The 13,921-nt window shown below is 68.2% G+C and carries 13 protein-coding genes; 11 read left to right on the top strand and 2 right to left on the bottom strand.

Annotated features, from left to right (window positions below):
* Positions 1-43 precede the first annotated feature (43 nt).
* The 7 genes from AC3WJT_RS15100 to AC3WJT_RS15070 all read left to right on the top strand — a co-directional run bounded on the left by AC3WJT_RS15100 (position 44) and on the right by AC3WJT_RS15070 (position 7,480).
* Complete coding sequence (locus AC3WJT_RS15100) at positions 44-2,938, top strand: hypothetical protein (RefSeq protein ID WP_492343957.1); 2,895 nt, start codon at positions 44-46, stop codon at positions 2,936-2,938.
* 60 nt (positions 2,939-2,998) lie between these two features.
* The gene (locus AC3WJT_RS15095) at positions 2,999-3,667 is read left to right on the top strand and encodes a hypothetical protein (protein ID WP_492343956.1); all 669 of its coding nucleotides are present in this window, start codon (positions 2,999-3,001) and stop codon (positions 3,665-3,667) included.
* Positions 3,668-3,685: 18 nt separating this feature from the next.
* Positions 3,686-4,069, top strand: a complete 384-nt coding sequence (locus AC3WJT_RS15090; protein WP_492343955.1) for a hypothetical protein — start codon at positions 3,686-3,688, stop codon at positions 4,067-4,069.
* A 167-nt stretch (positions 4,070-4,236) separates the two neighbouring features.
* Positions 4,237-4,716, top strand: coding sequence for a single-stranded DNA-binding protein (ssb, locus tag AC3WJT_RS15085; protein WP_492343954.1), 480 nt, complete (start codon positions 4,237-4,239; stop codon positions 4,714-4,716).
* Between the two features lie 15 nt (positions 4,717-4,731).
* Positions 4,732-6,027, top strand: coding sequence for an SDR family oxidoreductase (locus AC3WJT_RS15080; RefSeq protein ID WP_492343953.1), 1,296 nt, complete (start codon positions 4,732-4,734; stop codon positions 6,025-6,027).
* The gene (locus AC3WJT_RS15075; RefSeq protein ID WP_492343952.1) at positions 6,024-6,494 is read left to right on the top strand and encodes a DUF2269 family protein; all 471 of its coding nucleotides are present in this window, start codon (positions 6,024-6,026) and stop codon (positions 6,492-6,494) included. The genes AC3WJT_RS15080 and AC3WJT_RS15075 overlap by 4 nt, the downstream gene beginning before the upstream one ends.
* Positions 6,495-6,571: 77 nt before the next feature.
* Complete coding sequence (locus AC3WJT_RS15070; RefSeq protein WP_492343951.1) at positions 6,572-7,480, top strand: DMT family transporter; 909 nt, start codon at positions 6,572-6,574, stop codon at positions 7,478-7,480.
* On the opposite strand, the gene AC3WJT_RS15065 is transcribed toward AC3WJT_RS15070, so the two are convergent.
* Positions 7,471-8,559: a 2OG-Fe(II) oxygenase gene (locus AC3WJT_RS15065; protein WP_492343950.1), complete on the bottom strand. Its 1,089-nt coding sequence runs from the start codon at positions 8,557-8,559 to the stop codon at positions 7,471-7,473. The two genes, AC3WJT_RS15070 and AC3WJT_RS15065, sit on opposite strands and share 10 nt — an antisense overlap.
* A 36-nt stretch (positions 8,560-8,595) precedes the next feature.
* Complete coding sequence (locus AC3WJT_RS15060; protein ID WP_492343949.1) at positions 8,596-9,114, bottom strand: superoxide dismutase family protein; 519 nt, start codon at positions 9,112-9,114, stop codon at positions 8,596-8,598.
* 156 nt (positions 9,115-9,270) lie between these two features.
* Between AC3WJT_RS15060 and gyrA the strand changes: the two genes are divergently transcribed.
* Genes gyrA through AC3WJT_RS15040 form a run of 4 tightly spaced genes read left to right on the top strand, consistent with a single transcriptional unit; the run spans position 9,271 to position 13,911 of the window.
* Positions 9,271-12,036, top strand: a complete 2,766-nt coding sequence (gene gyrA / locus AC3WJT_RS15055) for a DNA gyrase subunit A (protein ID WP_492343948.1) — start codon at positions 9,271-9,273, stop codon at positions 12,034-12,036.
* A gap of 17 nt (positions 12,037-12,053) precedes the next feature.
* Positions 12,054-12,545 (top strand): pantetheine-phosphate adenylyltransferase, encoded by a 492-nt coding sequence (gene coaD, locus AC3WJT_RS15050; RefSeq protein WP_492343947.1) that lies wholly within the window; start codon positions 12,054-12,056, stop codon positions 12,543-12,545.
* Complete coding sequence (locus AC3WJT_RS15045; RefSeq protein WP_492343946.1) at positions 12,545-13,561, top strand: hypothetical protein; 1,017 nt, start codon at positions 12,545-12,547, stop codon at positions 13,559-13,561. Before coaD ends, AC3WJT_RS15045 begins: the two co-directional genes overlap by 1 nt.
* Positions 13,558-13,911: a nuclear transport factor 2 family protein gene (locus AC3WJT_RS15040; RefSeq protein WP_492343945.1), complete on the top strand. Its 354-nt coding sequence runs from the start codon at positions 13,558-13,560 to the stop codon at positions 13,909-13,911. Before AC3WJT_RS15045 ends, AC3WJT_RS15040 begins: the two co-directional genes overlap by 4 nt.
* The last annotated feature ends 10 nt before the right edge of the window (positions 13,912-13,921 follow it).

Here is a 13,921-nt window from a genome sequence, read left to right as displayed (position 1 = left end):
CCTTGTCTGGCAAGGTGCGGCTGCGAAACTCCGCCGGAACCCCATGGTCGTCAGCTTCGATACCAGCAGCCTGCTCAGCTACTACCAGGCCAGGCAGGGCCAGACGACCGCCTCCGCGGTCGGCGTTGGCGCGTCCGGCGCGGCGAAGAAGTATGCCCCCACACCGCCCTGGTCGACCACGTCAGGCGCAGCCCGTTCGAGCGAACTGGTCAAGTCGGTGATGGCCGGCCGCCGCTTCATCGATGAAGGGGCGGCGAAGCTGGATCTCGAGGGTGCCAGCGCCGACTACAAGAAGCTGTTCGCGCTGTACCAGGGCCTGAACGCGCTCAACGGCGTGGCCGAACGCCTTCAGACCAAGGGTCTGTCGACGTCCGAGAAGAGCCGTCTCGCCGACATCTTCGAGCGCGGCATGACCGAGGTGGCCGGTTTTACCGACAAGGCCAAGCTCGAGCAGATGCGGATCACGCGCGGCGACACGATGATCTCGAACAAGTCCGCCGTCGGGGTCCCGCGCGCCAAGGCGCAGTACCTGACCGGGACCGTCTACACCGGCGTGCCGCATGGCGCGGTTCCAGCCTTCGACGGCGACACCGCCTTCACCATCTCCGTCAAGCGCGGCAACGTCACGCACACGGTCAATGTTGATCTGGCGGACATGGGATCGACGCCACGCTCGATGGGCGCGGTCACCTCGTTCATCAACGGCAAGCTCGAGGCCGAAGGTCTGCAGACCCGTTTCAGCGTCGTGCGCACGGCGGGCGAGCCGCGCAAGGTCACGACAGGCGGCTCCACGGTGACCCTGCCGGCGGTCGCGGACGACTACGCCTTCAAGATTTCCGGCGACACGACGGAGGTGACGACATTCTCGGCCGCCACGACCAAGCCCGCCGTCTATGTCACGACCTATGCCGGCAATCCGGACCCGGACAAGGACATCAAGACCGATGACGGCAAGTTCGAGAGCGCCCTGGTCAAGGTCGACGGAACGGCGATCGGAACCGAAGGCGCGCGGGTGTTCTCCGAGACGCTCGAAGGCACCATCAGCGCGGTGCGCGGCTCGAAGGTCGGCGCGGACGGATCGCTCTATGTGCTGGCGGATGTCGAGACGTCCGTCGATGGCCAGACCGTCAAGGGTGAGCGCGACGTCGCGCTGCTGAAATACGACAGCACCGGCCAGCTGATGTACGCCCGCACCCTCGGCGCGGCGGACGACGCCCAGGGCATGGCCATGACGGTCTCCGGCGACGGCCGGGTCGCCATCGCCGGCAAGGTCTCCGGCAACCTGTCCGGCGCGGCTGAAGGTCCGATCAATTCCGGCGACGACACGGGCCTGACCGACAGTTTCGTGACGGTGTTCGACGAGAAGGGCGACGAGGCCTGGACCGCGCGGCGCGGCGCGCTGAAGGACGACGAGGCGACCGCCGTGGCGTTCGGCGACGACGGGCTGGTCTATGTCGCCGGCCGCACGAAGTCGACGCTGCCCGGCGGCGCGGCGATCCAGGGAGACTGGGACGGCTACCTGACGGCCTTCGCCGCGGACGCCAAGGGCGCGCCCAAGGCGATGTTCACCACGCAGTTCGGAACCGCCGGCGCGGACACGGTCAGCGGCATCGTCGTCGACGGCGACACCGTGACCCTGGCTGGTGTCGAGAACGGCCGGGGCATGTTGCGCAGCTTCGCCGTCACGCCGACGACCACGACCACCGAACGGGTGCTCAACAACGGCGTCACGACCATCAATGTGACCAACACCACCAACGGCTCGTCGACAACGACCAGCAACGTCTATGGGGCTCCGGACGGTTCCAACAGCGCGTCGACCACGACCACGGTGCACACATCGGCGGCGAGCTTCACCGCCGGCGCCACACGTGATCTCGGCGACCTGCTCGGCGGCCAGATTGCCGGCATCGGTCTCGACGGCGGCGATATCTGGGTGGCGGGGACCACGCGCAACGCGGGCCTGTCGGTGGCCGACACGACGCACGCCTACAACGGCGGCCTGGACGCCTTCGCCGCACGGATTTCCGCCGACCTGTCCAGCGCGAGCGCGGACAAGCTCACGTTCTTCGGCGGCTCGACAGACGACAGCGTGACGGCGATGGCCGTCTCCGGCGGCAAGGTCTGGGTGGCGGGCCTGGCCGCGGCGGACCAGCCCGGCGCCTCGGCGATCTCGACCAAGGACGGCTATCTGGCCGAGCTCGATGTCGTCGCCGGCACGGCGCAGGTCCAGCGGGTCACAGGCAAGGACGGCATCGCCACGGCCACCTCCATCGCGGTCGATGCCACTGGCGCGAGCGCGCTGGACCGGCTTGGCCTGCCCAAGGGTACGCTGCTCTATGCGGACTCGGCGAAGGTCGCGTCGGCGACCTCGGCGCGGGCGGGGGACACCTTCCAGATCCGCACCAGCGAGGCGGGGCGCCTGGCGACCGTTACGCTGGACGCCAACGACACCCTCGACACCCTGGCGATCAAGTTACGCCGGGCGGCAGGCTCCAAGGCCAAGGTCGAGGTGGTCAGCGACGGCGACTTCCGCCGCATCAAGATCACGCCGGCGACCCAGAACGCGACCGTCGAGGTGTTGCCGGGCAAGGGTGGCGAGGACTTTCTGGCCGCGCTCGGGCTGACCCCGGGCGTGGTGCGCAACACGATTATCGACAAGGCCGGCAAGAGCGTCTCGGCGGACGGCGGCGGTCCGGTGTTCGGCCTGAGTCTGCCGGCGTCGCTTGCCGTGGACAGCGAGACGGCGGTCAAGAACGCGCTCGCGGTCATCTCCAAGTCGCTGAGCAAGGTGCGTGACGCCTATCGCCAGCTGGAAGCGGCGGCGAAGCCGGAAACAGCGGCCGCCAAGGGCGTGAATGGTCCGGTGCCGGCGTACCTGAGCAACCAGATTTCCAACTATCAGGCCGCGCTCGATCGCCTGACCGGCGGCGGATAGTCCGTACCGGTCGCTCACGCGGACTTGAAAGGGGCACGGTCGCGCGATAGCGATTGCGGCATGGAATTTCTCAAGGACCGCCGGATCGTTCTGGCCATCGGGGGCGGCGTTGCGTTGCTGCTCGGCATCCTGATCGCCGCAACGATCATGCGTGGCGACAAGGGGCCCAATACGCCGCCGCCGGCGGCCACCGGCGGACTGGTCGTCGAGACCGGCCGCGATGACGACACCAAGCTTGATCCGGCCCGGCCGATCCGCTGCTTCGTCAACGGCGTCTTCGCCGGCGAGATCACCCTGACCGAATGCGCCAAGCGCAATGGCGTGGCCACCGATGCGCTTGATGTCGGTGTCGACGAGACCGGCGCCCTTGCCGCCGCCAACCAGGCCGGCACGGTCCTTGCCCCCCTTCCGCCGGCGCAGTCCGCCCCGCAGACGCCTGTGTCGGTCGATCCCTCGACCAGCCAGCCCACGCCGACGCCCGTCGCCGGTGACGACTGCTGGCGCTACGCCGGCGGCGGCTGGTCAAAGGTCGGCGCGATGGACCTGAACGCCTGCGTCCAGACGCTCTACGCCGGCAAGTGCGAGGGGCGCGGCGCGGCATCCTACGGTCGCTGGGGCGATCAGACGCTGCGCCTGGTGCGGGACAAGGTCGAGATCTCGTCCGATAACCGCCGCTTCCGCACGCTGGTGGAACAGGGCGCCAACTGTTCCATTCCGCCGGTCGGCTAGAGCAAGGATATCCCCGTCATGTCCAGGCTCGTCGCGATCGCCGCCCTGACCGCCGCCACAACGCTCCTGGCGGGCTGCCAGGAAACCGTCCAGGCCCCGCTCGACAAGGGCGTCTGCTACGCCATCGGCACAGGCCCCAAGGGCGAGATCAAGTTCAACGTCGTCGCCCGCAACGTTCCCAACATCGAGAACTGCGCCGCCCAGCTTGAGGGCGTTCGCCTGCGGTTTTTGCGCATGGGCGGCCAGACCCGCGAGATTTCAGGGGCCTACCAGGGCAATTTCATTCACCTGCGCAGCGCGGGAATCTTCCGGTCCCAGCGCTGGGAAGGCAACCAGTACCTGATGCTGGTTCGCAGCGGAGACGGCCGCCTGGTGATCCCCGGCGCCGTCCAGTTCGAGTAGCGGCGAAGCCGCTTTCCGATCCCGAAGAATTTGCTGTGCATAAGCCCTTGCGAGCAAGAACAAAATGTGAACACATGGGTTTAATTAATGGTTAACGCCCGCTAGTCTGGGTGTCAGATTCCGGCGCGCATTCTGGTCGCCGGGCGTGATTTGAGGGAGCACTTCCAATGGCGGGCAGCGTCAACAAGGTCATTCTCGTCGGCAACCTGGGCAAGGACCCGGAGATCCGCACGCTCAACTCGGGCGACCGGGTCGCCAACCTCAGCTTGGCGACCTCGGAATCGTGGCGCGACCGCGCCAGCGGCGAGAAGAAGGAGCGGACCGAATGGCACCGCGTGGTGATCTTCAACGACAACCTCGTGAAGGTCGCTGAGCAGTACCTGAAGAAGGGCTCGACCGTTTACATCGAAGGCGCGCTTCAGACGCGCAAATGGACTGACCAGCAGGGCGTCGAAAAGTTCTCGACCGAAGTCGTGCTGCAGAAGTTCCGCGGTGAACTGACGATGCTCGGCGGTCGCGGCGACGGCGGCGGCGGCATGCGCGACGAGGGCGGCGACTTCGGCGGCTACTCGGGCGGCGACCGCGCCCAGCCCAGCGGCCCGAAGGAGAGCTTCAGCGCCGACCTGGACGACGAGATCCCCTTCTAGGAGCCGCTCACAGCCGTGCGGGTCCTCGTTCTCGGAGCGTCCGGCTTCATCGGATCGCACGTTGCAGCGACCCTGGCCGGGCTCGGCCATGAGGTCAGGGCCGGCGCGCGTCGGCCAGACACGGCAAGACGGCTCGCCCCCGCGCACGAGTGGGTGCGAGCCGATTTTTCGGAACTCGGCGATCCTTCGGACTGGACCGGTTTGCTGGAGGGGGTGGACGCGGTGGTCAACTGCGTCGGCGTCTTGCAGGACGGGGCAGGGGACAGTCTCCGCGCCGCCCATGTGACCGGTCCCGCCGCCCTGATCGCCGCCTGTACGACGGTCGGACCTCGGCGGCTGATCCACGTGTCGGCCGTCGGGACCGATGAACAGGTCGGCACCGGCTACGGCGCGTCCAAGCTGGCCACGGAAACTCTGATCAAGGACAGCTCGCTCGACTGGGTGATCCTGCGTCCGTCGCTGGTTCTGGCCCGGGGGGTCTATGGCGGCTCGGCGCTCTTGCGCGGGCTCGCCGCCTTTCCGTTGGTGATCCCGGTGGTCGGCGGAGCCGGAAACTTTCGGCCGGTGGCCATGGAAGATCTCTGCGCGATCATCGAGGGCCTGTTGCGGGCCGAGGGGCCGCTGCGTCGGTCGGCCGACGTGGCCGGCCCGCAGGTCGTCAGTCTGGCTGAACTCCTGGCCGGCCTTCGAGGCTGGCTGGGCCTGGCCCCGGCGCCGGTCGTACGGTTTCCCGCCTGCCTCGTCGCGCCGGTGGCGCGGCTCGGTGATCTGGCCGGGTGGCTCGGATGGCCGTCCGCGCTCCGGACGACATCGCTGCGGCAGATGGCCCACGATGTCGCGGGGCAGCCGGCCGACCCCGCACAGTTGGCCGGCGTGGTCCCGAGGTCCTTTTCCAGCTGGCTGACCCGGCATCCGGCGACGGTCCAGGACCGGTGGCATGCGCGGCTCTGTCTGTTGCGCCCAATCGCGATCCTGGTCCTGGGCGTCTTCTGGATCGGCACCGGCTTGGTCACCCTGGGCCCCGGCTGCCGAGAGGCGGTCGCTGTCCTGCGCGACGCCGGCTACGGGACGATGGCGTCGCCTGTCGCGACCGGCGGCGCCCTCACCGACATCGCCCTCGGCGCGCTGCTGTGGGTTCGCCGTTTTTCCGGACGCGCGGCGATCGGCATGGCGTTGCTGGGCGCAGCCTATCTCGTCGCCGGAACGCTTTCGGCGCCGCAGCTCTGGCTGGATCCGCTGGGGCCCTGGTTGAAGGTCCTGCCCGTCATCGTCCTGGCGCTGTGTGTCGCCGCCACGGAGGATCGCCGGTGAGCCTCTACGACCTGCTCAAGCTCGTCCATGTCCTGTCGGCCGCAGTTCTGTTCGGGACGGGCGCCGGCATCGCCTTCTTCATGCTCGTCGCCCATCGCACGGGGCGGGTCGAGATCATCGCGGCGACGGCGCGGATCGTGGTCCTGGCCGACTTTGTCTTCACGACGCCGGCGGTGATCATCCAGCCCCTTAGCGGCTTCGCCCTTGTGATGGCGCGAGGCTACAGCCCGTTCGAGCCCTGGCTGCTGGCCGCCTATGGCCTGTACGCCCTGATCGGCGCCTGCTGGCTTCCTGTCGTGGCGATCCAGCTGTCGATCCGGCGGTTGACGGAAGCCGCCGCCGCCCGGGGCGAGCCCCTCCCGCCGGACTACCACCGTCTGTTCCGGCGCTGGTTCATCCTCGGCTGGCCGGCGTTCGCGGGCGTGCTCGGCCTCTACTGGCTGATGGTTGTCCGCCCGTCGTTCTGAAGGCGCCAACAGTCGGTAACCCGGATTGACCGGGTGCGGGGTTCCATCGGCCCGGCGTCCCGTGCGAGGAGGTCCGCGTGACCTCGCCTTCCGACAAATCGCCGTTCGCCGCCGCCGAATGGGCGGCCATCGCGGCCATCATCTTCGTCTGGGGGGTGAACAACGCCGCGGCAAAGATCGCGACCGACGTGCTGCCGCCGTTTTTTGTCGGCGGGGTGCGGTTCGCCATCGCCCTGGTCGTGCTGATCCCGTTTCTGCGACCGCCGTTTCCGCCGTGGCGCCAGACCGTTCCGATCCTGCTGCTGCTGGGGCCGCTGCATTTCGGCCTGATCTACTACGGCTTTTCCATCGTGAAGAACCTCAGCCCGCTGGTGGTGTCGCTGCAGCTGTGGATCCCGATGACGGCCTTCTTCGCCTGGCGGGTGCTGGGCGAGACGATGTCGCGCTCAGGTCTCGCCGGAATGGCGGTCGCCTTTGCCGGCGTGGCCTGGATGAGCCTCGATCCCCATGCCGTCGGCGATCTGCCCGGCATCGTCATCGGGGTGATCGCCAGCGCCATGTGGGCTCTGGGGACGGTGCTGGTACGCCGTTCGCCGGCCGTGACCCCGCTGAAGATGCAGGCCCTGACCTCGCTCGTCGGCGCGCCCGTACTGCTGCTGGCCGCGGTGATGTTCGAGCCCAATCTACCGGAACGGGCGGCGTCGGCGGGCTGGGCGATCTGGGCGACCGTCGTCTGGGCGGCCCTGGCCTCGACGGTCGGCGCCTCGGCGCTGCTCTTCTGGCTCGTGCAGCGGCGCGAACCGGGCCGGGTGACGCCCTGGTTCCTGCTGACGCCGCTGCTGTCCTGCGGCATCGGCATCAGCCTGATGGGCGATGAGCTGACGCCGCAGCTGATGCTCGGGGGCGCCGCGACCCTCGTCGGCGTGGCGCTGGTGGCCCTGTCCGAGCGCCGTGCGGCCGCGGCGGCGGCGTCTGCTCAGGCCTGATCGGCCGGCGTATCCGCGCCGGCGTTGTCAGCGCGATAGCCGCCCAGCGCGGGTTCGAGGAAGGCGGCGTTCGCCTCGCGGATCTTCGCGCCTTCCTCGTCATAGAGAAACGGCAGGAAGGCGTAGCGGCGGCCGGCGGTGACCGGGGTCGCCTCGTGCAGCAGCGAGCAGGAGAAGACCACGGCGCCGCCCGCCGGCGGGCGGTAGGTGCGCCGGCCGAACTCCGGAAAGCGCAGGTCGCCGCCCTCATGGTCGTCGGTCAGGTTGATCGAGACCGCGAACCGCCGGTGCGCCGTGCCCTTGGTGGTGTTGTCGCGGTGTGGCCGGAACCACCCACCGCTCTCGCTGTCGTAGCAGGCCACGAGATACCGCTCCAGGCGCGTCGGCTCGTACTGGAAGGCCTGTTTGATCAGGGGGATGAGCCGCCGGTTGATCCGCGACCGGGCGGCGTCGCGCAGGCCCTCGTCCTGCAGGGTCACGTCGGACCGGCGCTTGTGGTTCGGGTCGCTGGCGACCACCGTGCGGCCATCGACCTCGCGCATGAACCCCGAGGGCGTCCCGCCAACCGCATCGTAGGTCTCGATCAGGGTGCGACAGAAGGCCGGCTCGAAGATACGCGGCGCGATCAGCACCGGCGCGGTCAGGGGTACGCCGGCGTGATCGTCGATCGGGGCCAGCGCCGCGAAGCGCGCGAGCACGCTCTCCGCCTGCTCCAGCGGCGCTGTGAACAGCACGCGCAGTGACGGGTCGGCGACGACCCAGGCCGGCGCGGTGAGCTCATACTGACGGACGATGTCGCCCTCAACGTCATGCAGCCAGCGCAGGCCGGGGATCTCGTCGCGGGCCAGGGCGAACTGTTCCGCGTCGCTGAGGACGCCGAAGAAGCAGCGGTTCGCATCGTCGAACAGCGCCCGGTGCGCCCGGACAGCCGTCAGGGCCGCGACGCCTGCCGCCGTCGGCTGCGGCGGCAGGAAGGCCATCAGGACATAGCGGCCCGCCACCGTCGCGAAATTGTAGCGGGGATTGCCGGAGCTGGGCGCGAAGAAGGTCGGGGCGAGATCGCCCGGCAAGAGAGGCATGGCCGACGATGCCAAACGCCGGCCCGCCGGGCAAGGTCAGGGCGCCTTGATGACCGCGCAGGCGACCCGCGCGCCGGCCCCGCCGATCGGCTGGGTCAGGTGATCATCGGGCGAGGCATGGATCACCAGCGCCGAGCCGTCGGCGTCGAGCAGGGCGCCGCGATCTCCGGTGGTCAGCGAGACCAGTGTGCTGAACACCTCGGCTTTCGCCACGCCGTCGGCCCCGGCGAACAGGTTCGGCAGATCTCCCGTCTCGTTGGCGTCCGGGTTCAGCAGGCCGTGCGCCACCGGCGCTGCGTCATGCATATGTCCGCCCGCGGACTTGAAGTCGGCGCTGGAGCAGTCCGCCTTCTCGTGAAAATGCAGGCCGTGCCAACCCGGTGTCAGGCCCGTGGCCTCGACGCGCATCAGCACGCCGCGCGCTCCCTGCGTAAGGGTCGCGGACCCCATTGCCTCGCCTTTGGGCCCCAGGATCGGGACCGTGACGGACGCGGGGCCGGCCAGGGCGGGCAGGGCGACGACGGCGGCGACGAGGGCTGGAATGAAACGGCGCATGCAAAAGCTCCTGACGGGACGGGATATCCCGGAAAATCGTCGAAAACCCAACGCTCAAGGCCCGAAAAAGCTGCCCGAAAGATGGCGCCGGTCAACCTCGAATGTTAACAAAGGGATGGACGCTTCCTGTCCGATTCTGACAGCAAATTCCCGCACTTGACCGACGAAACCAAAACGCCTCCGGACGACTCACGGCGCGGGGCCATCGCCCCCATCGCCATCGAGGACGAGCTGAAGCGCAGCTATCTCGACTACGCCATGAGCGTGATCGTCAGCCGCGCGCTGCCCGACGTCCGTGACGGCCTCAAGCCCGTGCACCGCCGTATCTTCTATTCGATGCACGATCTCGGCATGACGCCGGACAAGACCTACTCCAAGTGCGCCCGCGTGGTCGGTGACGTGCTCGGCCGGTTCCACCCGCACGGCGACCAGTCGGTCTACTTCGCGCTGGCGCGGATGGTTCAGTCCTTCTCGATGGGCCTGGTCCTCATCGACGGCCAGGGCAACTTCGGCTCGGTCGACGGCGATATGCCCGCGGCCATGCGCTACACCGAGTGCCGCATGGCCTCCTCGGCGATGGCCTTGCTGGCGGATATCGACAAGGACACCGTCGATTTCCAGGAAAACTACGACGGCAAGGAAACCGAGCCGACCGTTCTGCCCGCCCGGTTCCCGAATCTGCTGGTCAATGGCGCCGGCGGCATCGCCGTCGGCATGGCCACCAATATTCCGCCGCACAATCTGGGCGAGATCGTCGATGCCTGCCTGGCTCTGGTCGATGACCCCGATGTCGGCACCGACGAGTTGCTCGATATCGTGCCCGGGCCCGACTTCCCGACCGGCGGCGAACTGATCGGTCGCAGCGCGGCGCGTCAGGCCCTGATGACGGGCCGCGGCTCGGTGATCATGCGCGGCGTGGCCACCGTCGAAGAACTGCGCAAGGACCGCGAAGGCATCGTCATCACGGCGCTGCCCTACCAGGTCAACAAGGCCAACCTCGTCGAGCACATCGCCGACCTGGTGCGCGAAAAGAAGCTCGAGGGCATCAGCGACATCCGCGACGAGAGCGACCGCGCCGGCATGCGCGTCGTCGTGGAACTCAAGCGCGACGCCCAGGGCGACGTGATCCTGAACCAGCTCTACCGCTTCACGGCGCTGCAGAGCAGCTTCAGCTACAACATGCTGGCGCTCAACCGCGGACGGCCCGAGCAGATGGGCCTGCGCGAGATGCTCCAGGCCTTCGTCGACTTCCGCGAGGAAGTGGTCGTTCGCCGCACCCGGTTCGAACTGGGCAAGGCCCGTGACCGCGGCCATGTGCTGGTCGGTCTGGCGATCGCGGTCGCCAATATCGATGAGTTCATCCGCATCATCCGCTCGTCGGTCGATCCGGCCGAAGCGCGCGAGCGCCTGTGCGCCCGCGACTGGCCGACCGGCGACATGATGCCCCTGATCGCGCTGATCGCCGATCCGCGGACGGTGATCACCAGTGGCGACCAGGTTCGTCTGTCCGACGAGCAGGCCCGCGCGATCCTTGCCCTGACGCTCAGCCGCCTGACCGGTCTGGGCAGCGACGAGATCATGGGCGAGGCCCGTACCCTGGCCGGCTCGATCGCCGAGTTGCTGGAGCTGCTGTCGGACCGCGCCAACATCATGGCCGTGGTTCGCGAGGAGCTGGTCGAGGTTCGCGGCAAGTTCGCCACCCCGCGCCGCACCGTCTTCGGTGAAGGCGGCGCCGACATGGACGACGAGGACCTGATCCCGCGCGAGGACATGGTCATCACCGTCACGCACGGCGGCTATGTGAAGCGCACGGCGCTCTCGACCTACCGCAGCCAGAAGCACGGCGGCAAAGGCCGCTCGGGCATGTCGACCAAGGACGAGGATGCAGTCACCCGCGTCTTCTCCGCCTCGACCCATGCGCCGGTGCTGTTCTTCAGTTCGGGCGGCAAGGTCTACAAGCTGAAGGTCTGGCGTCTGCCGCTGGGCACTCCGACCTCGCGCGGCAAGGCGTTCGTCAACCTGCTGCCGATCGAGTCGGGCGAAAGCATCACCTCGATCCTGCCGTTGCCGGAGGATGAGGCCCAGTGGGAACGGCTGGACGTGATGTTCGCCACCCGCTCGGGCAACGTGCGCCGCAACAAGCTCAGCGACTTCGTGCAGATCAACCGCAACGGCAAGATCGCCATGAAGCTGGACGAGGGCGACTCCATCGTCGGCGTCGGGCTGTGCAATGCCGAAAACGACATCCTGCTGACCACGGCGCTCGGTCGCGCAATCCGCTTCCAGGCCAACGAAGTCCGGGTGTTCGCCGGCCGGGATTCCACCGGCGTGCGCGGAATCCGGCTGCAGGACGGCGATGCGGTCCTGTCGATGGCCATCCTCAACGGCGTTGAAGCGAGCCCGGCCGAACGCACTGCCTACCTCAAGTACGAGCGCGCCCGCCTGCGCGCCCAGTCCGAGGACGAGGGCGACGAGGCCGTCGCGGCCGTCGAGGATGAGGAAGACGCCGACGGCGAGGCCGATCTGACGCCCGAGCGCATCATCGAGCTCGGCGCGGCGGAGGAGTACATCCTCACGCTGTCGTCCGAGGGCATCGGCAAGCGCACCAGCGCCTACGACTTCCGTCGCACCGGCCGGGGCGGCCAGGGCCTGCTCGCGCAGGACCTGACCCGCAAGGGCGGACGCCTCGTCGCCAGTTTCCCTGTGGAGCAGACTGACGAAATCTTGTTGGTGACGGATGCGGGGCAGTTGATACGGTGCCCCGTCGCGAATATTCGCATCGCGGGTCGCAACACCCAGGGCGTGATCGTGTTCCGCACCGCGGACGATGAGCACGTCGTGAGCGTGGAGCGGCTTGAGGCGACCGGCGGAGACGCCGACGCGACGGACGACGACGGGGGCGATCAGACCCCCGCCGAATAGGGCGCAAAGGGGACTGCGTGGCGAGAGTCGGGCTCTATCCGGGCACGTTTGATCCGATGACCAACGGTCATCTGGATATCATTGGCCGGGCCGTGAAGCTGGTGGACAAGCTGGTGATCGGCGTCGCGATCAATGAAGGCAAGGGGCCGCTGTTCTCGCTCGATGAGCGCGTGGCGATCGTCCGCGACGAGACCGCGCATCTCCAGAAGATCGCCGAGATCGAGGTGGTGCCCTTCAAGGGGCTGCTGATGCACTTCGCCCGCGAGGTCCATGCCGGGATCATCGTGCGCGGCCTGCGCGCCGTCGCTGACTTCGAATACGAATTCCAGATGACCGCCATGAACCAGCAGCTCGATCGCGAGATCGAAACGGTGTTCCTGATGGCCGATCCGCGTCACCAGGCCGTGGCGTCCCGCCTGGTCAAGGAAATCGCGATCCTCGGCGGCGACATCACCAAGTTCGTCACGCCGGGCGTGGCGACACGGCTGCTGGAGAAGGTCGGGCGGTGATGGTCGGCGCGGCGCTCGCGCTGCTGCTGGCCGCTTCTCCCGCCCCCGAGTCGCCGCCGCCTGTCTGCGACGACCGCGATCTGTTCTGCGACCAGGCCGTGGCGGCTGGCGTCCTAAGGCGTTTCCACCTCCCGTCGGCCCAGGCCTTGGCGAAGCAGGGCTACGTCGGCATCAGAGTCTTCACCGTGGATGGTTACGGAGGCTATCTGCCAGTGGTTTCGGTGCTGCGACGGGGCGCAAGCGGTCCGACGATCGAGGCTCATGATGCCGGCAAGCCGCGTCGCGAGGCGCCGGCCAGCGATGCGACATGGCGGGCGGCGGTCAGCCTGTCGGCCGTTCTGAAGGCCGGGCCGGCGTCCTATGTTCTCACTGATCCCGAAGCCATTTGTCTGCATTCCTGGACGTTCGCGATCGAGGTTATTGAGCCCGATGGCGTCACCGTGAGGGCGCGCGACACCTGTGCGCTCGAGCAGACGGGCATCGACGCTCAGGCGTTGTCGAACGCGGCCGCAGACGCGAATCCGGGCTGCGAGCGGCTGAGCCGTGACAGCTATCAGGGCATTCCGGCCTTCCGCCTGCGCGCCTGTTTCACCCTTGCCGCGAGCCGTCGCGGCGTCGCAGCCGATGCCGTGAACGCCTGGGAGGCCTCGCCGATGGCCGATGGCGGGCGCGGGGGGCCGCGCCCGGAAGACTGGTTGACGCCCGACGTTCTGCTGAACTGGCCCGATCGCGGCGCGATGCGCGGGCGAGACGCCTTGGCGAAGTTCTGGCGGATCGTCACGAATGAGGATTCCGAAAAGAGTCCGTCCGACCTGGGGCTGGGCGTAACGATTGTTCGCTATCAGTCCGCGCGAGCGATTTCCGATCGCCGTGTCCGGATCACCGGGGAGCTGTGGCTGGACGACGATCCCGATCGGGGCGCCGCCGAATTCATTCAGGAGTGGGCTTTGGGCGACGACGGTCGCTGGCGGATGGCCAGGTGGATCGTCGGCGACTTCGAGGCAAAAGGCCGATGACCGACCTGCACGCCTTCGCCGACGAGTGGATCGCGGCCTGGAACGCCCATGATCTCGACCGGATCCTGTCCCACTACGCGGCGGATGTCGTTTTCGAGAGTCCGGTAATCCGCCAGCGGTTGGGCAAGGGGTCGGGGCAGGTCCACGGGCTGGAAGAGCTGCGCGCCTACTGGTCAGGGGCCTTCACGGCCTTTCCGGACCTGCGCTTCGAGTTGCTGGACGTGCTGGACGGCATCGACGGCGGCGCCATCCGCTATTTCAGTCACGCACGCGGCTGCGAGGTCGTCGAGACATTCAGCTTCGACGCCTCGGGGCTTGTCGCCCGGGCCGCGGCGTTCTACGCGGGCTGACGAGGCTATC

The sequence above is a fragment of the Caulobacter sp. FW305-C-30-S16 genome, from assembly GCF_058783025.1.
The sequence above is the reverse complement of the archived record's forward strand: the minus strand, read 5'-3'. Positions and strand labels throughout refer to the sequence as shown.

Coding starts and splice junctions, on each gene's coding strand:
- AC3WJT_RS15095 (WP_492343956.1), top strand. CDS start 2,999: ATGGAATTTCTCAAGGACCGCCGGATCGTTCTGGCCATCGGGGGCGGC.
- AC3WJT_RS15040 (WP_492343945.1), top strand. CDS start 13,558: ATGACCGACCTGCACGCCTTCGCCGACGAGTGGATCGCGGCCTGGAAC.
- AC3WJT_RS15065 (WP_492343950.1), bottom strand. CDS start 8,559: ATGCCTCTCTTGCCGGGCGATCTCGCCCCGACCTTCTTCGCGCCCAGC.
- ssb (WP_492343954.1), top strand. CDS start 4,237: ATGGCGGGCAGCGTCAACAAGGTCATTCTCGTCGGCAACCTGGGCAAG.
- AC3WJT_RS15045 (WP_492343946.1), top strand. CDS start 12,545: ATGGTCGGCGCGGCGCTCGCGCTGCTGCTGGCCGCTTCTCCCGCCCCC.
- AC3WJT_RS15100 (WP_492343957.1), top strand. CDS start 44: ATGGTCGTCAGCTTCGATACCAGCAGCCTGCTCAGCTACTACCAGGCC.
- AC3WJT_RS15090 (WP_492343955.1), top strand. CDS start 3,686: ATGTCCAGGCTCGTCGCGATCGCCGCCCTGACCGCCGCCACAACGCTC.
- AC3WJT_RS15060 (WP_492343949.1), bottom strand. CDS start 9,114: ATGCGCCGTTTCATTCCAGCCCTCGTCGCCGCCGTCGTCGCCCTGCCC.